The organism is Candidatus Vicinibacter proximus, from assembly GCA_016713905.1.
GTDB lineage: Bacteria > Bacteroidota > Bacteroidia > Chitinophagales > Saprospiraceae > Vicinibacter > Vicinibacter proximus.
On sequence record JADJOE010000001.1, the window covers coordinates 1,510,062 to 1,534,187 of the forward strand.

The window sequence follows — 24,126 nt, forward strand, 5'->3', positions numbered from 1 at the left end:
TATCAATAAAAAATCGCATTTCATTTGGTGAAACTAAGTTCGATGATTTGTTCCTCATTCGAATTGCTTTGGAGAGTACTATTTCTATCGATGCCAAAAGAAATTCTTTGCGCTTTAATTCCCATAGCCAAAAAAAGTTTACTTATAGTGGAGGTTCTTAAAATATTTATTTCTTTAGTTTCAAATTTAGATTTATCGCCATTTATTGTAGAGTTGATGTTTATAATTAAATCTTTTTCGCCAATTAAGGCTTTGATTACATCCAATAATATATCTGAACCTGATTGATTTAGAGCAATGTTTTTTGAATCGAATAAGACTTCGTGTGGGAATGAAATTCGAATTAAATCGCTATTGGCAGTAAGTTTAATCTTGTTATTATGTTTTTTTATTATTTCACTTATTTTTTTTATTGAGTTTTTTCCAAAATTGCTTGTGCCACTTGAAGAAAATTTATTCTTCTCTGTCATTACTTCGTTTTGTACTATTTCTTCTTTTTGGTCAATTGGCGTATTTTTATTTAGGGTGGTTTGATTAATTGAATCCCTTGTATAGCAACTTATCAATTTAGTATTAAGTGTGTGAATTTCACTTTCTTTTAATTTGATGCTATTTTCAAATTTATTTAATTTTGATTGCAACCTGGTATTTTCTTTTTCAGTTTTAATTTTATTTAAATCGTTTATCCTTTGAATTGAATCTGTGGCTTTGTTTAATTTTTTGGAATACTCCATAAAAGCTATTTTGTTTAATGAATCAATTGCTTTTTTATTTATAACATCTTTTTGTTTGTAATAATTTTGTTTTAAAATTTCAATTTCATTTTTATAAGAGTCCCGATCAAGTTTTAAATTTTCAATTATTATTGCATTGGAATTTAATTGATTTTTGCAAGATTCGTGTTCCTTTGAAATCTCTTCTTTGGATTTTTCAATTTCTTTTAATTTTGATTTTATTAAGATGGATTCTTCAAAAACAAGATTTGTTTTATTTTTTTCAAAATTTATGGAATCTAGATTTTTTTGCAGGATAAACAATTTGTCATTTTTAGATTTTATTTCAATCTGAAGTTGGTCCATTAATGCATTATTTTGTTCATTCAAGTTATGCTGTTTCACAGCTTCTAAATCTTCTAATATTTTCTTTTTTTCTTCTTCCAACTCAGTTTTTCTTGATTGGATTCGAACCAATTCATTTTGACAAGCAATTAGTTTTTCTTCCGTTTGCGGTGTTGTTGATTTTTCGTTCTGTTGAAATTTTAGTTTCTCTATTTCTGAATTAAGATCAGCGATATAAAGGTTTTTTGAGGAGAGTTCGTTGTTAAGCTCTTTTATAGTAAATAAGGCATTATTTTGCTTTTCGTTAAGACTATGGTATTCTTTTTTAAATTGAGTTAATTCTTCTTTTATCGTTTTAAGTTCAGATGAAAGGTTGTTAATTAACCTATCTGATTCTAGAGTGGTTTTTGATTCTCGATTTATCTCCTTATCATTTTTTTGAAAGGCGACAGAATCACTTTTAAATTGGATGTACAAACTAGACAGGGCGTCTTCTGTTTTTCTCAATTGAGATTTAGTATTTTTTAATTCTTCAGCAAGTTGCTCATGGTCTTTAAAATCAGATTTTAAATGGGAAAGCTCGTCGCGTAGCTTTTTATTTTCATTTAGACTTTTTTCTAAAGTCATGCCGGACTTACAACCAATGGTAACTAATGCCAGTAGTACAGCTATGTTTAAGGAAATATTCTTCCAAATGACTGATCTTATCATAATTTGCTGTAAAATTACGTGTTTTGTAACAATTTGTCTTTTTGTGGGTTGATGTATGTTGGAATCGTAATATTTTATTAGCTGGTTTAAGTCCATGATAAAACTAAAAAACGCTCATCTACAGTTTAAAGTAGCTTCTAGATTGGACCAATTGGAGGGCGAATGGTTCTTGAATAGCCCTCTTCCGTTTTTTTTTAACCCCGGTTATTTAAAAGCTTTAAGCGAGTCAAGCCCTTTGGGTATATCATTTTTGTATGGGATAGTTTATAAGGGTAATCAAAAGGTGGCATTGTTTTGCTTTCAAACCTTCTACTTTGATGCAGAACAGCGATTAAAGTTACACACCCATGAAAATCAGGCTGGTGCTTACTTGGATAAAATTGCTGTGGCAATCAAGAAATATGTCGCTAGAAAAGTAAGCATGAAGGTTATCGTGGCAGGAACACTTATGGCTCCCGGCCCATACGGGTTTTTGTTTCAAAATGAACTGGATATTTCGGACCGTCAATTGATTATCCAACAGCTGGCTGCCTATTTTCTTAGAGCTGGGGAAGAAGATTTTGGGGTTAATATGTTTATCGTTAAAGATTTGCCTCAGGCAGAAAGACTAAAAGGATTATGCGCATATACATTCCCTTCATTTTATGAGTTTACCATCCAGCCAACCATGGTCCTCAATCTGAATTCAGAGTGGAATTCCCTGGAAGATTATATGGCAGATTTGCAAAGTAAGTACAGAGTAAAAACAAGAAAAGTAATTAAGTTGGGCGAGGGATTAGTTGAGGAGGCTATGAACCGGAACAGTTTTCAGGCATACAAAACGGTTGTATTTGATTTGTACCAACAAGTTTCTGTAGCGGCCGGTTTTAATTTGATCGAATTACATCCCGATTATTTCGAAACTTTACTTGACCGTTGTGCTGACAACTTTGGTTTGAAAATCATTTTTTATCAGTCAAAACCTATAGCTTTTTATAGTTATATCCTTGATGGGGATGTGTTTCAGGCACATTTTATCGGTTACGAAAGGTCCCTTAACAATAATTTAGAATTGTACCATAATATTCTTTTGAAATTATTGCAAACAGCCCTAAGGGTTGGCGCAAGGGAAATTAATTTTGCCAGAACAGCTTTGGAAATAAAAAGCTCGGTTGGAGCAGAGCCACAGGATTTATATTGTTATATTGCACATAAGTCTAAGATTATCAATAGTGTAGTTCCACATATCCTCGAATTTTTAAAACCAAAAGATAATTGGGTTCAAAGACGCCCGTTTAAAGAATCAAAACTTGTCGTTAATCCCTTGTTAAAAAGTTAATAGCAAGCTTAAGGCAAATTTTTGACTGTTAACTTTGTCATTAACCATGAATTTAAGAATAATCTTTGTTTCTCTCCTGCTTGCTATTTCCATGACATATACCGGTTATACACAGGATGAACCTCCTGTCCTTTCTGGAATAAGGGGGAGTTATCTGATTTTAAATGGTGGAATGGACTCTATGAAATTGAAAGGGTTGGAAAGTTCAAACCATCAGTTCATTTTCTGCATGTTTCATGCAGAAGAAGATCCCATCGGTCTGGATCCGGGATTGAGTACAGATGGCAGATGGAGAGCCATTAATCTTTTAAAAATTCTCAAGAATTTAGAATTCAAGGCCTTTTTTACGACCCCGTTCCGTAATAATATTCTCACCCTGCAACCACTTACGGAATTTAAAGGCATGGAGCTTACGTACTATGATCAGGCAGATTTGATTAGTCTATACAATCAGGTAGAATATCAGAATCCTGGGAATTTATTAATGATGATTCACCATTCCACCTTTCCAAAGATATTCAAGCATTTCACAGGTAAAGATTTAATGGAAGACGTAAGTTTAGAACCCGCAAATAGAATCTACATTATCCACAGATCACCTAAGTCAAATCCAGAATTTTTTATTTTCAGGTACAACATCAGATAACATGGAACTAGATAGCAGATATTCCCCACATGAAATAGAAGATAAGTGGTATTCATATTGGGAGTCACGTAAATATTTCAAATCCGAGCCGGATAACAGGAAACCTTATAGTATCGTGATTCCGCCTCCAAATATTACTGGAGTACTTCATATGGGTCACATGCTCAATAATACAGTCCAGGATATATTGATCAGGAGGGCAAGGTTGTTGGGAATGAATGCATGTTGGGTGCCGGGAACAGATCATGCCTCTATAGCAACCGAGGCAAAAGTGGTTCATATGCTTAGGGAAAAGGGGATTAAGAAATCTGATTTGAGTAGAGAAGACTTTCTAAAACATGCTTTTGAGTGGAAGGAGAAATATGGGGGGATTATTCTTCAGCAATTGAGAAAGTTAGGTGCTTCCTGCGATTGGGACAGAACTGCTTTTACTATGGATCAGGTGCGATCAGAGGCAGTGATAAAAGTTTTTGTCGATTTGTATAGAAAAGGTAAGTTATACCGTGGAAACAGGATGATCAATTGGGATCCGGAGGCAAAGACGGTATTATCCACTGAGGAAGTTTTGTACAAGGAAGAATCAGCCCAGCTTTTTCATATTAAATATGTGCAGGAAGACAATCCTGAAAATTACATAATAATTGCTACACAAAGACCGGAAACAATCATGGCGGATAGTGCTGTGGCTGTGCATCCTGAAGATGAAAGGTATGCCAGTTTTCATGGGAAAAAAGTTATCATTCCATTGATCCAAAGGGCTGTTCCAGTGATCGCTGATGAGTATGTTGATCGTGATTTTGGAACCGGGGCATTAAAAATTACGCCTGCTCATGACCAAAATGACTATGAATTAGGTATAAAACATCAACTTGAAATAATTAACATACTTAATGAGGATGGAAGCCTTAACGACAATGCTAAAATTCTTATTGGAGAAGATCGGTTTATAGCCCGAAAAAAAATTCGAAAATTACTTGAAGATCAAAATGTTTTAATAAAAGTTCAGGATTATAAGACCAATATAGGTCGGTCAGAAAGAACCAATGCAGTTGTAGAACCAAGACTCAGTCTGCAATGGTACGTGGACATGAAAGCACTTGCTGCTCCCGCCCTTAAGGCGGTTAAAGACAACGAAGTTGAATTTTTGCCGGACCACATGAGAAATACTTACAACCATTGGATGGAAAACATCAAAGATTGGTGTATTTCCAGACAACTTTGGTGGGGGCATCAAATTCCGGCATACTACTATTTGGATGAGATAATTGTTGCTGAAACCTTGGAAGAAGCGGTTCATCTTGCCAGAATCCAATTCAACAATCCATCCATTCAAGCTTCCGATCTAAGACAAGACGAGGACGTGCTGGATACCTGGTTTTCTTCATGGTTATGGCCTATTTCAGTTTTTGATGGCTTCAATAATCAAAAAGAGATTGATTACTATTATCCAACCGCAGTTTTAGTGACGGGATGGGACATCATTTTTCTTTGGGTTGCAAGGATGATTATGGCGGGGTATGAATGGAGAAATGAAAAACCATTCGAGAAAGTTTATTTCACCGGCATGGTTCGGGATAAGCAAAGAAGAAAGATGTCCAAATCATTGGGTAACTCTCCCGATGCTCTGAAACTTATAGAAGAGTATGGCGCAGATGGCGTGAGGTTTGGAATGTTGGCCTGTGCTCCGGCCGGAGGAGATTTATTGTTTGATGAAAAGTTATGCGAACAAGGAAGGAATTTTGCAAATAAAATTTGGAATGCTCTTCGATTGGTGAAAGGGTGGCATTCCAGTGGTGGAATTTTGAATCAAAGTGGAGAAGAATTGGCCATAAGCTGGATGGAAAGTCGATTTCAGGAGGTTCTGAAGGAGACCCATCAACAAATGGAAGACTTTCGATTATCAGAGTCACTAAAAAATATTTATTCTTTCGTTTGGGAAGATTTTTGCGGATTCTACCTTGAAGCAGTTAAGCCAAAAAACGGACATGATGTTTCTCATTATTGTTATGAGAAAACCTTATCCTTTTTTGAACAAATTTGCATTCTATTACATCCCTATATGCCTTTTATTACAGAAGAAATTTGGCATTTGCTTAGGGTTAGGGAGAAGGGAAAAGATTGCATAAATGCTAAATATCCTTTGCAAACTGATTTCGATATGGATTTGTTGCAATCCATCACGGAAACTCGCAGTGTAATAACTCAAATCAGGGAGCTTAGAAATAAGCATCAATTAAAGATGAATCTTGCACTGCCTTTGGCAGTTTTAAAATCAGATATTAAAGGAATATATCAGATGGAAGGCACATCAGAACTATTGATTAAATTGGCTAATGTTTCTGAATTTGTTGAGGTGGATAGTGGAATGGAACATGGTCAATCCTTCATGGGCATGAGGCATAAATATTTTTTGGATTTACCTGTCCACCAGAACATTGGAGAAGAAGTAGAAAAACTCACCAAGGAAATTGAATATTCAAAAGGATTTATTCAATCCATCCAAAAAAAGCTGGAAAATGAGCGATTCGTAGAAAGTGCTCCAAAGGAATTAGTAGAAAAGGAAAGGAAAAAATTAGAAGACGGACTTACTCGACTTGGTGCTCTGGAGGAAAGCTTAGCACAAATGCACAGGAAACAATAGGTTTCAATAAATTTTAATTTCATTATAATCCTAATTGAGGATTTGATTTTTCAGATGGCACAAACAATAAATATTTAGAAAATGTGGTTTATAAAATATTGAAAGTGTGCCATTTGCCGTATTTAATTTTGATTTCTAACAAAATAGCCTTATTATTTCGGTGAAAACCCTTAATTTTAAAAAATCAGGGTTTACCCTTAGTTTTGGTCTGATCTGAGTTTTGTATCTTTGTTCTGTCAAATATCCCCTGTGACATCTCTTGTTTTCGGTTTTCTCCGGAATTGTTTCATCATATTATAAATCTTAAATATGCAGCCCATCAAAAACCTAGCGCTTTTAGGCGTTTACATGTTGTTCTTCTTTAGTTCGTTTGCTCAGGTAAATGATAATGTTTATGTATCTGGCGTCCGTCCTGACAGAATTGGCACCATTTCCCAAAATATCAAGAGTGCTAAAGAAGCTTCCGTATTATTTCAACCCTTCAGTAATGCATTAAAAACGGAAGATAAGTTTGAATCCCTTGCAAAATACAATCTGCGCAAAGCTGAGTTCTTCTCCATTAATCCTCAAAGTTTAGAGGTAATTAGGTTAACTCAACCTGCAGCCATTCAGATTTCCATTCCATTGGCTTCCGGATCTGAAATAAAAATGGATTTGATCAAAGTGGATCTTTTATCTGAGGGATTTAAAGTAACTACTTCCGATGGTAGTAATGAAGAATATGTTCCTGGGATTTTTTATCAAGGGGTAGTCAGCGGTGCAGAAGAAAAGTCGCTGGTTGCTTTGAGCTTTTTTGATCAGGAAATAATTGGAATGTTTTCAATTGATCAGGACAACTTTGTTCTTCAGCCATCTAAGGATTTTCCCGGAAAGCTGATTTTGTATAATGATAAGGACCTTATTAAATATTCCGAAATGGAATGTATGACAGACCATTTAGAATCGGTTATTAGAGAGCCGACTACGCCTACAGAAATGGCTGCGGGTGACTGTATCCGAGTTTACATAGAGTGCGACTATGCGTTACAACAAAACAAAGGAGGAGTTACAAACACTGTAAATTGGATTACCTCTGTTTACAACAATGTGAAAACTTTGTACACAAACGAGAGTATCAATACAACCGTTTCAGAAGTATTTGTTTGGACCACGCAAGATACTTACAGCAAAACAAATTCTGTCACTGCTCTAAATCAGTTTAAAACTGCAAGGCCTACTTTTAATGGTGATCTTGCACACCTGGCTGCTCTAGGTGGTCAAAATATAGGTGGTGTGGCTTGGGTAGATGCTCTTTGTACTTCTTATAAATACGCCTACAGCAATATTTCATCCACCTATGCTGATGTGCCGACATACTCTTGGACCGTTGAAGTGATGACTCATGAAATGGGCCACAATATAGGTTCTAATCACACCCAATGGTGTGGATGGACTGGCGGAGCTATTGACAATTGTTACACTACAGAAGGTGGGTGTCCGCCTGGACCAGCCCCAACCAACGGCGGAACCATCATGAGTTATTGCCATTTGACATCATATGGTATAAATTTCAACAATGGTTTTGGACCTCTTCCGGGAGATAAAATCAGATCTAGGGTTGCCGCAGTGACTTGCCTCGGAACAAGCTGCAGTGGAGGCTCTTGTAATGCACCAACCGGATTGCAAATCAGCAACATTACAACAAACTCTGCTACCGCATCCTGGAATGCAGTTTCAGGAGCTAATTCCTATACCTTTGAATATAAAATTTCAACCTCAGGAACCTGGACTATTGCTACGGTCACAACGACCAGTTATAACATGACTGGCTTGAGTGCAAATTCAACCTATAATACACGAGTTAAAACTAATTGTACCTCAGGATCAAGTGCATATTCAGCTCAGGTTAATTTTACAACTTCATCTGGCGGTTCCTGTGGCACGCCTACCAATTTGTCAGTCAGTAATATTACTACAACAACCGCTACAGTTTCCTGGAGTGCAGTAGCAGGAGCAAGTTCTTATAATTTTCAGTATAAATTAAATACATCTGGGCAATGGAATCAAGTTAATGTAACCACCACATCTGTGAATATGACTGGAATGACTCCTGCGACAAAATATGATGTAAGAGTTCAGGCAAAATGTGGTTCAACTTTAGGAGCTTTCACAAATGTGTTAAGTTTTACGACTTTAGCCAATGGTTATTGTACATCGAAAGGCAATAATGCAAGCTATGAATGGGTAAAGAGAGTGAAAATCGGTACTATAGACAGAACCTCCGGAAATGATGGGGGCTATTATAACGGAACCGGATTAACTACAGATGTCAATAAAGGAACCACTTATACCTTAAATTATCAGGCTGGTTCAACTGGTGGATCCGGCACACTATACTGGAAAGTATGGATAGATTTTAATAAGAATAACTCTTTTACAGATCCTGGTGAAGAAGTTGTTTCAGTTGCATCTTCCAGTTTGACTTTACTTGCTTCAAATATCACTATTCCAGCTGGAGCAGCAACAGGTTCCACCCGAATGAGAGTATCTTTAAAATACAATGGATTTGCTACCTCATGTCAGACTTTTGCTTATGGAGAGGTGGAAGATTACAGCATAAATATTAAAGCTGCAGGCACGCTGATATCAGGAGAGAACGAATTGGTAGAAGAAACGCCTTTTCAGGTATACCCAAATCCATTTACAAATGATTTGAATGTGGAATTCTTTGCTCGGGAAGATGGAAAATACTCTTGTAAAATGATAGATTTGATGGGCAGGGTGATCCTCAATCAGCAAGTAAATGTGCGAAAAGGAACGAATAATATTTCATTATCCGTGGAAGGATTACAGCCTGCAGGATACCTTGTAATCTTATCGGACGGTGAAACCATAAAACAAAAGAAAGTATTCAGAATAGATTAATAGGGTTTGGTTTTAGAAATGATTTTGATTGTAAAAATGTCCGTCTGTTTTCAGGCGGACATTTTTATTTACTCCTTTAGTCCATTGTATACATTTAGATTTCGTAGTGAAAGGCAAGAGCGCATTGTTGACTAGTGTTCCTATGATTGAACCATCCTTGATCAATAAAGTATCAATGAACAAAAGTTGATCAAATGATTTGTCTTGCAGGCAGCCCCGAGAGCGAAAAATTTGATATTTATAAATATTTTGGCTTGGAATAGAATTCTAATGTATCAATTGGGTTCCATTTATGGTTGTGAAAACGTTTTACAATTACAATCGGGATGCTTAAAGAGAATCATTTTACTTTCTGTATGATTGTATTGAACCGTGGGCTTGTTTTTCAAGCCAACAACTAAAAGAACTAACCCAACGATAAATATAGGAATGGCCATAATTGTAAAACAGCCTGCACTAATTGAATCTGATACACTGCCATTGTTGTTTCCATTTTCTGCAGAGGCCCCAAGTAAAACTATTCCCCCCAAAATAGATAATATAATTCCTGCAATCCCTAAGCCACTCAATTTATTTTTTTTAGGATTCGCAAGTTGAATGGGATCGATTTTTCCAATTCCTTTAAATTCTTTAAGAGGAAGAGTATACTGGTAACCTTCTTCGGAGGTTAGAGATATTTGATTGGTGTCTATGGCATTCAACTTAAATGGCTTTTGCATTTGAGCCTTATGGATTGGGCTTTTTCGACCGTCCAGAAACTTTATCCATACCGGATCATTCTTGTAAAACCTTTGAACACTGGAGTCCTTAAATACACACTCCAATAGCAATGGGGGGGGTGTTTCCTGTGCTTGTAGCAGGAGTGAACTTAAGCTTAGACAAAATGCTAAAGTGATTAATTTTCTGCTTGCAGAAAAAATGAATGAAATACTTAAATCATACAAAGCTTGCATAATAGTGGTGTCTTTTAGTTAAAAAAAATTTATATAGTGTCGAATCTATATAAGATCCTAAATCAAAAATAGTATAAAAATTTAATTTTCCTTCAATTTAAATAAAATTTTACTGGAAGATTATTAGTTGCTCTTCTTTGTAAGAAGTTTAACTATTTTCTGGTGTGCCAAATTTTTTAGTTCCATGGACAGATTGAAATGCCATATAGACCAAATAAATACCAGGCTGATTAAGGATCCTTTAACTGGTATAGAAACATAAGCCGGCAAATTCCAGTCAATATTTGAGACAAGTATACATAGGATCAGCCCAAGTGCGATGATTTTCAACCATTGGCTATCAAAAGGATTTAACTTAAGAAAATGAATAATTAGAATGGATTTTGAAATATTATAGATGCATACTGAGATCAATGTACCTAGAGCAGCACCCAGAATTCCAAATTTGGGGATGAAGAAAAAATTAAGACTAATATTTATAACTGCAAGACATAGCAATAGAATAGTTTCTAAACGATAATGTTTGGAATAGTTAAAAATATGATGGTTAATACCGGTAGAAGCATCCACCACTCTGGCTAAAAGTAATATGCCGAGACAGTATTTAATTCCTTGCATTTTATGAGAATTTGGCATGATGCCGGTTAGGTCATCCATGCAGGCCCATAAGCACAACCCAAGCCAAAGGGTTGGGATCAGCATATTAATTACTGACTTTTTATAATATTGATTTAATAGGGAAAAATCTTCTGCTTTGGATGCTTCCGAAACAAAAGGATTTAAAATTTCAGTCAGTGAAAGTGCGGGTATGTATGCAGCATTACAAATAAATGAGGCCAGTACAAATTTTCCAGTTTCTTCTGCATTCAACAAACTTGAAATCATCAGGGTGTCTATTCTTAAAGCCAATACTGCACTTACACCTCCTATAATGTTGAACAATGCAAATGTGATCATTGAACGCTTTAGAGGCGTTTTGAAAATTTCTGAATTAAAAGAAAAAAACGAAGGGTTTTCACTTTTCAATTTTAAAAAAAGGAAAATCGTGATGCCTAAATAGTAGCTAAGGATACAAAAAATGAATTGGGATACATTTAAATAATCTTTCAGAGACAATATGAAAATAAAAGGTAAAATTATTTTCATCAGATTCTGAAGTAAAGCTGGTAAGGCGATTTGTTTTTTATTTACAGAACAAATTCCCATAAGATCAAACAAAACATAAAGCAGTGTAAGGGGCAATAGGAAAAAAGAATAGTTTGCAATCGTATCTGAATGTGCTTCAATTTGTCGAATGTACCAGGGTTTGATACTTAGAAATAGTAAAGTAAAGAAGATCATTCCAATCCCATATCCTGCCAGAATAAAATAAAAAAAGCCGGATTTTTGGTTTTGTTTATCCTTAAAAAATGGAGAATATCGGATTAATACAGTCCCGAATCCTAAAGTAATAAATGGCGTAAAAAGAGAAGCTGTATTGGTTAGAAAACCATACAGTCCATATAGTTCAAGATTCCTGGGATAAATAAAAAGAGTGCTAAAAATCCCTATAGCCACTCCAATATAACTTATGAGTGCAAAAAAAAAGCCTTGCTTACGGATGATGGTTTGGCTCATGGGGACAAAGAAAGAAATAATTCCCTATTTAAAGGAGACTCCCAATCAAAATCAGTTACTTTGCAAAAAACAAACTCATGTTTTCTAATGATTTAATTAATATAACATTGAGTAAACCATATCGTGCAACCAATGAACTTGAGTATTTAAAAAAAGTATTGGACTCGGGGCAAGTAGCCTCCTTAGGTGAGTTTTCTCATCAATGTGAATCTTGGTTTGAGCTTCATTTGAAATGTAAAAAAGCATTAATGACGCATTCCTGCACCGCAGCATTGGAAGTCATTGCATTGATGATTGAGATAAAACCCGGAGATGAAGTCATTCTACCTTCTTTTACATTTGTTTCTACTGCAAATGCCTTTGCTTTAAGGGGAGCCCGGATTAGATTCGCAGACAGTCTGCCACATCACCCCAATGTACATCCTGAGTCTATCCTCTCCTTGATTTCATCCAGGACTAAAGCAATTGTAGTCGTTCATTACGCAGGAATGGCAGTTGATATGGATCCATTACTGGAAGTTTGCAAAGAAAGGAATATTTTCCTTATAGAAGATGCTGCACAAGGAATGCAATCCACTTATAAGAATAAACCTGTTGGAACAATTGGCGATTTTGCGACATTTTCATTTCATGATACCAAACCTGTTTCCTGCGGAGAAGGAGGGATGTTGGTCATTAATAGATCAGAATATATTTCTCTGGCTGAACAGATACTGGAAAAAGGTACCAATAGAATTGAATTCAAAAAGGGAGGAATTCGATCGTACGATTGGCAATGTTTAGGATCTTCTTATGGTGCTTCACAACTTCAAGCCGCTGTGCTTTTTGCACAGTTGGAAGAAATAGATTTAATATTTGAAAGCCGTAAAAAGATATGGCAGATTTATTCTGATGAATTGAATTTTGGAAATTCAAGTATAAGATTCCCATACTTATTTAACTATTCAGAATACAATACTTCAATTTTTTATCTAGAAGTATTGCGACCCGGTTTTCGGAATTATTTAATTCATAAGTTTGAAGCAAAAGGCATTCAAGTGTCCTTTCACTACAAATGTCTTCATTTAAGTCCTTTTGGAAAACAATGGAAAGAAGGGGATTTGCCAAATGCTAAATATTGGGAAGAAAATATTCTCAGACTTCCATTACATCCGTTTCTAACAGGTGGAGATGTAAAAAAGATTGCCAGTCTTTTGGAAGAATTTCTAACGGCTTTTGAATAAAGACTAATTTGTGCATTCGCTCTTTTGCTATTGCGATTTCCACTCGTTTATCAACGGGAGTTGTTTTTATGCAACCATCACCTTGGAATAGGAGATCCATGTGGATCGGTTTTTGGATATCCAAGATTTCGATCCACTTCATTTATTTCTTCTTCTGAAAGATGGTGTTCAAATCTTTCTGCTTCCTCATGAATTTGATCTGGTTTTAAACCTAATTCTTCCACAAGAAAAGTTTCCCAAAGTCTGTGTGCCCGCACTAAGTGGTTAGCCTTTTGCTTTCCACTCTCAGTGAGTTGTATTTCCCCGGATTCAAACTTGATCAATTTTAGTTGAGCCATTTTTCTAATCCATTTGGTCAGAAGTTTACGATCATGAACCATGGTATCTTCCAATTTTTGGTAGGGTATGGGTTGGTTGTTTTCTATTCTGTACAATTGTTTGAGAATGTCTTCTACTACAACTCTCATTTGCTGTTGTTTGCGAACACGCCATCTGATGATCAAACCTCTCTGTGGAGCAAACAACATGACAAGCAGGTATATTAGTGTGGTTACTACGGCCATTGACGGACCTGGTGGTGTATCTAATGAAATGCTCAACAGCAAACCGGTTAATGCTGCAATCATGCCAAGGATGGAGGAAGTTGCCAATACTCTGGGGAGGCGATCGGAAATCAACAAGGCAGCTGAAGCAGGTGTAATCAGCATCGCGACCACCAATATTACACCCACGCTTCTAAGAGAAGCAACAACCGATAACGATAACAATAGCATAATCAAATAATGAATCATGTCTTGGTGATAACCTAAGGTAGATGCCAGATCAGCTTGAAATGTAGTCGTAAACATGGCCCTGTAAAAGATAAGGATCGCACCACAGACGATTACACACATTCCCAGAGTCATCCAGACATCTTCATTTTGAACTGCAAGTATATTTCCAAATAAAAAATCCTTAAGATCGAGATGCACTCCATCATGATGACTGAGCCAACTTATGCCAATGACGCCAATGGAAAACATAAAGGTGAAAATAATCCCGATGGCTGCATCATTTTTGATCCTTATGGACCTTTGTAACCATGTAATTAATAATGCGGCAATTATTCCTGCAAGAACGGAGCCTCCAAAAAAAGCGGAAGTAGAATATCCGAAAAACACAAAAGCCACAACTATCCCCGGAAGAATGGCATGTGACAGAGCATCGCCAATTAATGACATGTTTCTTAAAACAATAAAGCTACCCAGCAATCCACATAAACCTCCCACCAGAACCGAAGCAACTAATGCCCTGACACCTGATTCAAGTAAAAAAAACTGCTGTATAGGATCTAAGATAGATTGCATATCAAGATAATTGTTATGCAAATCTAAAATATAATTTAGATTAATCTAAATTATCATCAAGAAATTTAAATAAAATACACAAGCCTGCCCAATTGCTTGAGTAATGCGATAAAATCAAAAACAATAAATGGGACTCTTGCTCTATTTAATATTGGCTTTCACTAAACTGTCGCTGAGGGGTTCTGCTCTGGGTTTTAGGAAATTCTTAAAAAACTCAACTCCCTCTGGACTGATATTGTTGACAAATTCAATTTTACCGCCTTTTGTCCAAACAACTGCATTGCAGCCTCCATTAAAGTAAATATCTGCTTCATGTGTAATTTCTCCATTTTTTTGAAACATCAGGTGACCATCTGGATTACAAGCAGTTAGAATACCCTTGTCGTCACCGATGAAGGAAACCACATATTGGATGGCACTTGGATTGCTGAAGCTCATGCTTGCGTTAACTTCCTTCTTGAGAGAGATAATGTCAATGCTTGTGCAACTTTTATTGAGCTCTGTCAACACTGCCGGGGAAATGGGTTGGAATTCGGCAGCGCGGTTATTGCCTGGTTTGTTAGACGCTGATTTAGAATTTGAATCAGTCTTACAAGAGCTGATGAACAACAATAGCCCGGCCAGAATAAGTAAATTTTTCATCGGATTAATTAAATCTATAATTCAGACCCAAAGATATAAAATAACTGATCATTTTGATTTCCTGATCATTAATTGTATATCGGTAAAGAGGGGTAAAGGACGAAGTATATCGGCAATTTAAGGCCAAATTGTAATTGAAATAATAATTAAACCCTAACAACCAACTAAGGTCATTTTTTTCGAATTGTTCATCCCATTTATTATAACTGGAGGACCGGAACAATCTCCCAAACGAAAGACCTCCCTGAAAATGAATCCTGTAATACCGATATTGATCATCTTCAATCAGCCAGTCCTTAAAACCAAAAATCAAGGGAACTTCTATGTACTCAAGATTGTACTTAATGGGCCTAAGATCCCTCTTCGTATATTTTGATCCCCTCAGACTGTACAGGAACTCTAGCTGAATCTCACTTGTTTTGCCAAGGTGAAAACCGGTAAAAAAACCACCGGTATAAGCCAATTTGTCGAATCCCAGAACACTGTCACCATCTATCTGGCTCAGATTCATGCCGAGTTTAAGCCCTCCATAAAATCTCTTTTCCTTTTGGGCAATACCATCTTGCGAATGTCCAAAAAATAGAAGTAAAGCAAACAAAAACCAACCAAACCTGCTAATCATAGAATGTCATTTAAAGTATATTGCTGAACGAATCAGACCCAAATATGCGTCTTTTAGATGAATTTAAGTTTCCAAATAATTTGAAGAGGAAGTTGTGCTAATCTGCATTGAAAACACTAATTTTGGAAAGATTTTATTTTAAAACCTAAAAGATGACCCCAAACAATGTTTATCGAACCCTAAGTTTCGTAGTCCTCGTAATCATTATCCATTTCAGAGAGCATGTGTCTGGGATTATTTTTTATCCACTGGCATTAACCTGCACGGGAATCTACTTTTACACCTTGCGAAGAGAATATCTGCAATTGGCTCCTTCAGATCAGCAAGAATATCGATTTATGGGAGTCATTGTAGGGATTATAGGTTTAATTGCTACAGGACTTATTTTGTTCGTTTGACAATGAAGTTTTCTATAAATGAGAGCCATGTGCTATTAACTATACCTTTTGAAGCATCTCATGTAATTTCTAACCAAATAAAGAAAATGAAAAGATGCGCATATCAACATTTTTGAGATAATTCAAATTATTTTGTCCTTTGGTTAGTTATAAAAGCCCCTTTGAAAAAATGGAAATGTCTAACATTCAGAAACTCAAGGAGTTTTTGTAATACATTAGGTACACTCAAAGAATATTTAACATATTTATTTTTTTATCATGAATTATTCCCTTTAATTTGCAGTTGTAATTTTTGTCAACCAAGCGATGAAGTATACCAAAACCAATCTTAAGAAACTCGAGAACCTTTGTCATGATCTGGGGTATAAGGTAAGATATGAACAGGGCTATTTTCAGTCCGGTTACTGCAGAGTGGAGTCACAAAAAGTGCTGGTGATCAATAAGTTTTTTGATGTTGAAGGCAGAATGAATTGTCTGTATGATCTAATTCCCGAGCTGCCAATGGACAGCAGCACCCTTAGTGAAGATTCCATGAAAAATTACCGCAACATTATCGATCTTAGAGCCGCAGAACCATTATAATCCTGCTCATTTTAATTGAAAATTACTTTTCTCGGCACAGGCACCTCTCAGGGAATCCCAATCATTTGTTGTGATTGTAAAGTTTGCCATTCAAAAAATCCCAAGGATCAAAGACTGCGGACTTCCATATACATTCAAAAAGAGGAACAAAGCTTCCTCATTGATATAGGTCCGGATTTTAGGCAACAAATGCTTACAAATGGGTTTCAAAAAGTGGATGCCGTGTTACTTACTCACCAACATGCAGATCACACTGCAGGAATTGATGACATCAGACCAATATACTTTAATCAAAGAGCAGAAATTCCTTTTTATGCAGAAAAAATGGTTCTTGATGACCTTAGAGTTAGATTTGGATATATTTTTGGAGAAAATGATTATCCTGGAATACCCGAAGTTGGACTTCATGAAATTTATGCAGGTAAAGAGTTTGGTATTGGCAACACCAAAATTTTACCTTTAAGAATTTGGCATGGTCAGCTGCCAATAGTTGCTTTTAAAATAGGCTCTTTGGCCTACATTACCGATGCTAAAAAAATTGATCAGGAAGTTATTCAGCAGCTTTATGGGGCGGATTGCCTGGTGATTAATGCACTTAGATACAAAGAACATCACTCCCATTTGAATATGGAGGAGTGTCTACAAAATATTAAACTAATCAATCCGAAAGTTACCTACATCATCCATTTATCGCATCAAATGGGACTTCACTCAGAAATTGAGTCTACTTTGCCTGACCAGGTGTTTTTGGCTTATGATGGATTAAGTATAGATGTCTTATGAATGAATTAAGCCAATCCCATTCCCCCTATTTATTGCAACACAAGGATAATCCTGTGCAGTGGAAATTGTGGACAGCGGAAACTTTAAGATTAGCAAAAGTACTTAATAAACCAATTCTGGTTAGCGTTGGATACTCGACATGCCATTGGTGTCATGTGATGGCCCATGAGTCTTTTGAAGATATAGATATTGCAGCGATCATGAATGAATTTTTTATCTGCATCAAAGTAGATAGAGAAGAAAGACCCGATATTGACCAATACATGATGAATGCCGTCCAATTACTCGGCGTTTCCGGTGGCTGGCCTTTGAATGTATTTTTAACGCCGGATTTAAAACCCTTTTATGGCGGGACTTATTTTCCCCCCGTTAGAAAATATGGAAGAATTTCCTGGCCAGAACTCCTTATAGCCATACATAAAGCATTCATTCAACGACCAAAGGAACTAGAACTGCAAGGGCAAAAACTAGTTGAATCACTTGCCCCCAAATCAAATGAGAACAAAACAGAAGTTTTAGAATCTATTCATTTTAAAAATTTACTCATTGATGCTGCAAATGGACTTGTAGCAATTATGGATGGTGAATTTGGAGGGTTTGGTTTCGGTCAAAAATTTCCCAACACTTTTGCTCTTGAATTTCTTTTAAGGAATCGTAATTTGTATGATGGTCATACAGCAATTAATCATGTTCATTTATCCTTGAGGAAAATGTGTTTAGGAGGCATGTTTGACCATCTTGCCGGTGGATTTTGCCGATATACGACAGATAGAGCATGGAAGGTCCCTCATTTTGAAAAGATGGCTTATGACCATGCTCTGATTTTACAATTGTTGGCAAAAGTAAACCAAGATTACAAGGAATACGGGTATTCCTATTTTATCCATAAAAGCCTTCATTTTTGGGAACAGGAAATGCAATCGTCTTCTGGTCTTTTTTATGCAGCTATGGATGCAGACAGCGAGGGACAAGAAGGCAAGTACTATGTTTGGACTGATTCAGAAATTGAGCGTTGTCTTGGGGATAAGTATAAAAATGTTCGGCCATACCTCGAACTGGAACCCATGCCTCATGGGGAAGAAAGTGTACTGCTACTGAAGGAAGAAAAATTAACCAAGGAAGGAAAGATTTCTGAGGAAACACTAAGGGATTTGGATGCTGCCTTTTCCCGGATGAAATCTTGGAGAAGTCTCCGCACCAAGCCTTCTTTGGATACAAAATTAATTCTTGGATGGAATTCTTTAATTGCAAAGACTTATGGTAAAATATACATTAGCTCGCAGAATAATAATTACAGATTAAAGTCCATTGATTTAGTGGAACGTTTGTGGGAAAATTTTAGAATTGGTGGAGAGGAAAATAAGTTTTACCGTTATAAATCTGGTGAGATCGGGGTGGGGCTTGCTTTTTTAGAGGATCTGGCTTATTTGATGGATGCTTTGTTATGCGCTCATCAAATTAGTTTTAATGTGGTCTATCTTTCAAGAATTGAAAAAATATTTATTCTACTTGATCAAGAATTTAGGGACGAATCAGGATTTTACAATCTTCATTCAGAAAATCATGTGGACAGTTTAAGTCAAGGGGTTGATCTTTATGATCATTCCACTCCAAATCCAAATGCTGTAGTGGCAGCAGTATCATGGGCTATGTACCAGATCACAGAGCAACATGAATATCGTCTTCGTGCGGAGTCTATGTTAAAAAAAGCTTTGGTTCGGATAAAAGGATCTCATTTTTCGACCATGAATTGGATTGAACTTTCCCAACAGATTTATGGAAACCAACTCATTGTGAAATGCAGGAATGTAGATTCTGTGTATCTTTACCTAAATGGTCATGTAAACGACGGTTTCATAGTTTGTGAAGATCAATCTATGGATGAAGAGGAGTTACAGTTTTGTACCAACCAGATGTGTTTTGCAAAAGTGAAAGGTCAAAATGAAATCAAAGAAGCTTTGGGTCAATTAAAAGCTGACAATAGATAATGAGGTTCATCATTCACATAGGATTAATTCTCTTTGTTGGTCTCCTGAATGCTCAACAACAGGCACCATCATTGGCTAATTATTTAGATCCATACAGGATGAACTTGGCCAATTGTGGTCTTCAAAGTAAATATCAGGCATGCCTAAGTTACAGGGATCAATGGACTGGTATTGAGGGGCGGCCAGTTACTACCATGTTTAGTTTGAGTGGTCCGGTAAAGCAATTTCAAGGTGCTGCAGGTTGTTTTATCACCCACGAGCAGCTAGGTTTGCATCAGGCCACAAGTATGATGTTCTCCTATAGTCAAGTCTTTCCAATGGACTTTTTATTATTAAGCGTTGGCGGAGGATTAGGCTATGAGTATGGGAAATGGGGTGGAAGGGATATCAGAACGCCTGATGGGGTTTATGATTCGGGAGGATTTGATCATAAGGATCCAAATTTAATTATCGGGTCGTTGAATTCCAACACGGTTTCCTTTCAGCCTTCAATTTACCTCCAGTCTAATTGGATTGAATGGGGCATAGACTTAAACCTTCCTTTGTTACAATTCAATCAGCCGGTACTAAATTTTTATAAAAAAAATTATTCACTGAGAAGTGTGTTAATCAAAGAATTTAATGTTAAGAATTTTAGTTTTTATAGTCATTTCTTTTTTATTTCTGATTTTGTGCAGTTTCAAACTGAAATTATGTCACGTGTTATTATTAATGGCAATGTTTTTGGAGGCATAAACTTACGTGGGTATAATTCGAGTGCTTTTGATGGAATTGGATTATTTTTTGGGTTTAAGCTAAACCAAAAAATTTGGCTCAATTATGGTATCGAATTGCCATTAAACGAGTTAAAAGATCAAATTTCCGGTTTAAACCAGGAGTTTGGATTGAAATATGAGTGGAATTCAGGATACCGGGATAAACGTAAACCGGTCATTTACAACCCAAGGTGGTGATAAGATATTAATGAACAATTATTTATACATATAATTTTGTACTAGATAAATAAATAAAATAATTTTTGAGTTTTATATAATAAGCTTAATTTTGAACTCGTTTTCCAGTTTAACTCTTGACTTAAAAATCAAGGTTGAATAAAATTTCGAAATTAAATTTGTGCAGTAACTATAACAACTTTATATTTACGCACTTTTTTTAAAGACATAGTAGGTAAATCTGAACCAAATGAGGAATTTGAATCTCTCTCTTTTAGTTTTGTTAGCTCTTTTTGCAGCATCGTGCGGAAAAAAACAGCAAGACGGACAATTAACTGGTGTATTAGAAAGACCAAAATGGGGTGGGATTAACCCCTTCGGTATGGTGTATGTTCCTTCAGGAACATTGACCATTGGTCAGAATGATCAGGATTTTTTCAACACCAACATCCAAAAGGCCAAAACCATTTCTATTTCGGGGTTTTACATGGACGATACCGAAATCACCAACAATGAATTTCGTCAGTTTGTGTATTGGGTGAGGGATTCCTTGGCCCATACAGCGTTAGGGCATTTTCAGGAAAGTGAAGATGGCACAGGTGAATTAATTGACTGGGAACAGGAGATTGATTGGGAGGATGAAACTCTAAAGGACATGAACTTTCAGGGTGCTGACGCTTTCAAAGGCATTGTGGAGCTGGATACTCGTAAATTTGTTTACGAGTGGGAATGGAAAGACTGGCAATTGGCTGCACATGGAAAAGACCTGAAGAGAAGCAGCATCATTCACAAGGAAAAAACAAACATTTATCCAGATACTTTATGCTGGATTAGAGATTATACCTATTCTTATAACGAACCTTTTACAAGAAATTACTTTTCTCACCCTGCTTTTGATGACTATCCGGTTGTTGGTATCAACTGGAAGCAAGCAAGAGCATTTTGCTATTGGCGGACCATGTTATGGAATACCTATAAGGGTGAAGATCAACCAAATTCAGAAGAATTTAGGTTGCCAACTGAGTCTGAGTGGGAGTGGGCTGCAAGAGGAGGAAAGGAAATTGCTATGTTCCCATGGGGATCTTATTACCTGAGAAATGCTAAAGGTTGTCTACTTGCTAACTTTAAACCAGGAAGAGGTAACTATCCTGAAGATGGAGGACAATATACTGTTAAAGCAGATGCCTATTTTCCAAATGAGTACGGGCTTTACAATATGTCTGGAAACGTAGCGGAATGGACAGAAAGTGCGTATTATGACAATGCCTATAATTTTGTCCATGATATGAATCCGGATATTAAATATGATGCTAAACCAGAAGATCCTGAGGCTTATAAGAGAAAAGTGGTCAGAGGAGGTTCATGGAAAGATATTGGATATTACCTGCAGAATGGAACCAGAAATTGGGAATTCCAGGATACTTCTAAATCTTATGTAGGTTTCCGTACAGTATTGACTTTCCTTGGTAGATCAGTTAATGATTTCTAGTATAATTTTGATTTTCACATTTAACAAACAATATTCTTTCACTTAATCGTAAAACTTCAAACAATGTCCTTCATTAAATCAAACACTTTCAAATACGCGAAGAATTTCTTAATCGGCGTGGGAGCGTCCGTTGTTATGATCGGTGCGCTTTTCAAAATCCTTTCCTTGGAAGGTGCTGATATTATGATCACCGTAGGTCTGGTTACAGAAGCTATTTTGTTCTTAATGCTAGGTATACTTCCTCCGGAAAAAGATTATTACTGGGAAAAATTATATCCAGGATTGGATGATTATGCTTCTAGAATCAATCCTTTAACTGATGGACCAACCAAAGGTGGTGTAAGACCTTTGAATGGGGAAGCAGTAGAAAACCAATTGGGTGGAATGCTTGGTGAGTTACAAAGCATGTCTAAAAGTCTTGGTTCACTGAAAGCACTTCAGGAAGTTGATTTCAGCAAAACCGGCGATCAAATTAAAAGCATGGGTAACTTTTATTCAAAAATGAATGAAGCCATGTCTGAATTAGGAGCTTCCTTAGACGATACAAAAAAATATAAAGATCAGGTTGCAGCATTGAACAAGAACCTTACAAGTCTTAATTCTGTGTACGGTAATATTCTTGGTGCTTATAAAACCATGGGTGGAAACCAATAATCCGAAATCTATTTATTCACAAATTATATAACCATAAATAGAAAAAAATGTCAATACCTAAGCAGCCGCGCCAGTTGATGATCAATATCATGTACCTGGTGCTCACGGCTCTTCTGGCGCTAAACGTTTCAGCGGAGATATTCAATGCCTTTAAAATGGTTAACCATGGGCTGGAGGAATCAAATCATGCTTTGGACAAATCCAATCAGGATATTCCACAGCAAATTATAGATGGTTCCAAGAAGAAAAAGGAATATGAAAAATATGGAGCAATTGCCAAAGAGCCTTCAGTAGTTTCAAAAGAGTTTACAACTTATGTAGAGGCTATGGTAAACGACCTAATCGATAAGTCTGGAAATAAAAATGGTTCTGTAGATGATGGTGATTACCTGATTAAAGGAACCAAAAAGGAATTGAAGGGCAAAAAAGATAAGGATGTAACTACCAGAATATTGATTAAAGGTGGAAAAGGACTCGAGTTGAAAAACAAAATTATGGAGGCTAGAAATAAGTTTCTTACCTTCATAGATGATGCCGATAAAGCAAGTTTTGCCAATGAGATTACTTTGAACATTGATGATGAATCTTGGAAACATTCTACTAAAAAAAGTTGGGAGGAATTTACTTTCAAGCAAATGCCATTGGGCGCTTGTCAGCCGATATTCACTAAATTCATCAATGATGCAAAAAGTACTGAGAATGCAGTGTTAAACTATTTGCTTTCTAAAGTAGGAACGGATAAAACTGTCGTATTGGATAAGTTTACAGTGGTGTCTGCTCCAATCAAATCTTATGTAATAAAGGGAGAGAAATTTGAAACAGATGTATTTATGTCTGCCTCTGCTTCTGCAGCTTCCAATACGGGAATTAACATCTCCGTAAATGGTGCAAACCTTCCGGTAAATGCGGATGGTGTGGCCAAATGGACTACAACAGCAGGTGAGGTAGGAATGAAAAAATATTCTGCCACAGTTTCCATGAAAAATCCAGTAACCGGGGAAGTTCAAAGCTTCAAAAAAGAATTTGAATTTGAAGTAGGTGAGAGATCATGTAACGTCTCTGCTGAAAAAATGAACGTATTCTATATTGGAGTGGATAATCCAGTAGCTATCTCTGCTGCCGGAGTTCCTTCAGCTCAATTAAAAGTGGACGCAGCTGGTGCCGGCATCAGCCTGAATAAACTTGGTGGTGGAAAATATACAGCTACTGTTTCGCAGCAAGGTGAGTGTACCATAACTTTAAGTGGTGGTGGTCTTCAAGCAACTGCTTTCAAGTTTAGAGCTAAAAAAATCCCTACACCAACGCCGATGCTTTCTGATAAGAAAGGTGGTCAAATGCCTAACGGAACATTTAAAGCCCAGCAAGGAATTATACCTGCTTTGGAAGGATTTGATTTTGATGCAAAATGTCAGATCACTGAATTCCGTTTAGTAAGGGTCGCTCCTCGTCAGGATCCTGAGATTAAATTAAATCAAGGTGGAAGATTCGTTGGTGAGGTTGCGGGATTAATCGCAAAGGCAAAACCGGGCGACCGCTATATTTTTGAAGAGATTAAAGCAAGATGTCCTGGAGATCAAGCCGCAAGGATTTTGAACGAGATGTCTTTTCTAGTTAAGTAA

19 protein-coding genes are annotated in these 24,126 nt (G+C 36.5%); 13 read left to right on the plus strand and 6 right to left on the minus strand.

Going from position 1 to position 24,126, the window contains the following annotated elements; genetic code table 11:
- Positions 1-20 precede the first annotated feature (20 nt).
- On the minus strand, positions 21-1,769 hold the full coding sequence (locus IPJ83_05870) for a hypothetical protein (GenBank protein MBK7880071.1): 1,749 nt from the start codon (positions 1,767-1,769) through the stop codon (positions 21-23).
- Positions 1,770-1,863: 94 nt separating this feature from the next.
- On the opposite strand from IPJ83_05870, the gene IPJ83_05875 reads away from it, so the two are divergent.
- The 4 genes from IPJ83_05875 (at position 1,864) to IPJ83_05890 (ending at position 9,278) form a co-directional block, all read left to right on the plus strand.
- Positions 1,864-3,087: a hypothetical protein gene (locus tag IPJ83_05875; protein MBK7880072.1), complete on the plus strand. Its 1,224-nt coding sequence runs from the start codon at positions 1,864-1,866 to the stop codon at positions 3,085-3,087.
- A gap of 46 nt (positions 3,088-3,133) precedes the next feature.
- The gene (locus IPJ83_05880; GenBank protein ID MBK7880073.1) at positions 3,134-3,733 is read left to right on the plus strand and encodes a hypothetical protein; all 600 of its coding nucleotides are present in this window, start codon (positions 3,134-3,136) and stop codon (positions 3,731-3,733) included.
- A 1-nt stretch (position 3,734) separates the two neighbouring features.
- On the plus strand, positions 3,735-6,374 hold the full coding sequence (locus IPJ83_05885) for a valine--tRNA ligase (GenBank protein MBK7880074.1): 2,640 nt from the start codon (positions 3,735-3,737) through the stop codon (positions 6,372-6,374).
- A 309-nt stretch (positions 6,375-6,683) separates the two neighbouring features.
- Complete coding sequence (locus tag IPJ83_05890; protein ID MBK7880075.1) at positions 6,684-9,278, plus strand: fibronectin type III domain-containing protein; 2,595 nt, start codon at positions 6,684-6,686, stop codon at positions 9,276-9,278.
- Between the two features lie 290 nt (positions 9,279-9,568).
- Here IPJ83_05890 and IPJ83_05895 read toward each other — a convergent pair whose 3' ends face one another.
- Together IPJ83_05895 and IPJ83_05900 are read right to left on the minus strand one after the other, a co-directional pair.
- On the minus strand, positions 9,569-10,231 hold the full coding sequence (locus IPJ83_05895; protein MBK7880076.1) for a hypothetical protein: 663 nt from the start codon (positions 10,229-10,231) through the stop codon (positions 9,569-9,571).
- A 123-nt stretch (positions 10,232-10,354) separates the two neighbouring features.
- On the minus strand, positions 10,355-11,848 hold the full coding sequence (locus IPJ83_05900; protein ID MBK7880077.1) for a polysaccharide biosynthesis C-terminal domain-containing protein: 1,494 nt from the start codon (positions 11,846-11,848) through the stop codon (positions 10,355-10,357).
- A gap of 77 nt (positions 11,849-11,925) precedes the next feature.
- On the opposite strand from IPJ83_05900, the gene rffA reads away from it, so the two are divergent.
- Positions 11,926-13,071, plus strand: a complete 1,146-nt coding sequence (gene rffA / locus IPJ83_05905; GenBank protein MBK7880078.1) for a dTDP-4-amino-4,6-dideoxygalactose transaminase — start codon at positions 11,926-11,928, stop codon at positions 13,069-13,071.
- A 77-nt stretch (positions 13,072-13,148) separates the two neighbouring features.
- On the opposite strand, the gene IPJ83_05910 is transcribed toward rffA, so the two are convergent.
- From IPJ83_05910 to IPJ83_05920, 3 genes are all read right to left on the minus strand, one after another.
- Positions 13,149-14,417: a metal ABC transporter permease gene (locus IPJ83_05910; GenBank protein ID MBK7880079.1), complete on the minus strand. Its 1,269-nt coding sequence runs from the start codon at positions 14,415-14,417 to the stop codon at positions 13,149-13,151.
- 141 nt (positions 14,418-14,558) lie between these two features.
- Positions 14,559-15,059, minus strand: coding sequence for a hypothetical protein (locus IPJ83_05915; protein ID MBK7880080.1), 501 nt, complete (start codon positions 15,057-15,059; stop codon positions 14,559-14,561).
- Positions 15,060-15,063: 4 nt separating this feature from the next.
- Positions 15,064-15,681, minus strand: coding sequence for a PorT family protein (locus tag IPJ83_05920; protein ID MBK7880081.1), 618 nt, complete (start codon positions 15,679-15,681; stop codon positions 15,064-15,066).
- Positions 15,682-15,833: 152 nt separating this feature from the next.
- Between IPJ83_05920 and IPJ83_05925 the strand changes: the two genes are divergently transcribed.
- The 8 genes from IPJ83_05925 (at position 15,834) to IPJ83_05960 (ending at position 24,126) form a co-directional block, all read left to right on the plus strand.
- A complete protein-coding gene (locus tag IPJ83_05925) occupies positions 15,834-16,079 on the plus strand; it encodes a hypothetical protein (GenBank protein ID MBK7880082.1) in 246 nt (81 codons plus the stop codon).
- Positions 16,080-16,385: 306 nt separating this feature from the next.
- Entirely contained in the window at positions 16,386-16,661 is a 276-nt protein-coding gene (locus IPJ83_05930; GenBank protein MBK7880083.1) for a hypothetical protein, read from the plus strand.
- 15 nt (positions 16,662-16,676) lie between these two features.
- Positions 16,677-17,444, plus strand: a complete 768-nt coding sequence (locus tag IPJ83_05935; GenBank protein MBK7880084.1) for an MBL fold metallo-hydrolase — start codon at positions 16,677-16,679, stop codon at positions 17,442-17,444.
- Complete coding sequence (locus IPJ83_05940) at positions 17,441-19,432, plus strand: thioredoxin domain-containing protein (protein ID MBK7880085.1); 1,992 nt, start codon at positions 17,441-17,443, stop codon at positions 19,430-19,432. The genes IPJ83_05935 and IPJ83_05940 overlap by 4 nt, the downstream gene beginning before the upstream one ends.
- The gene (locus IPJ83_05945) at positions 19,432-20,385 is read left to right on the plus strand and encodes a type IX secretion system membrane protein PorP/SprF (GenBank protein ID MBK7880086.1); all 954 of its coding nucleotides are present in this window, start codon (positions 19,432-19,434) and stop codon (positions 20,383-20,385) included. Before IPJ83_05940 ends, IPJ83_05945 begins: the two co-directional genes overlap by 1 nt.
- Before the next feature lie 229 nt (positions 20,386-20,614).
- On the plus strand, positions 20,615-21,853 hold the full coding sequence (locus IPJ83_05950) for an SUMF1/EgtB/PvdO family nonheme iron enzyme (protein MBK7880087.1): 1,239 nt from the start codon (positions 20,615-20,617) through the stop codon (positions 21,851-21,853).
- A 63-nt stretch (positions 21,854-21,916) separates the two neighbouring features.
- Positions 21,917-22,507, plus strand: a complete 591-nt coding sequence (locus tag IPJ83_05955) for a gliding motility protein GldL (protein MBK7880088.1) — start codon at positions 21,917-21,919, stop codon at positions 22,505-22,507.
- A 47-nt stretch (positions 22,508-22,554) separates the two neighbouring features.
- Complete coding sequence (locus tag IPJ83_05960) at positions 22,555-24,126, plus strand: hypothetical protein (protein ID MBK7880089.1); 1,572 nt, start codon at positions 22,555-22,557, stop codon at positions 24,124-24,126.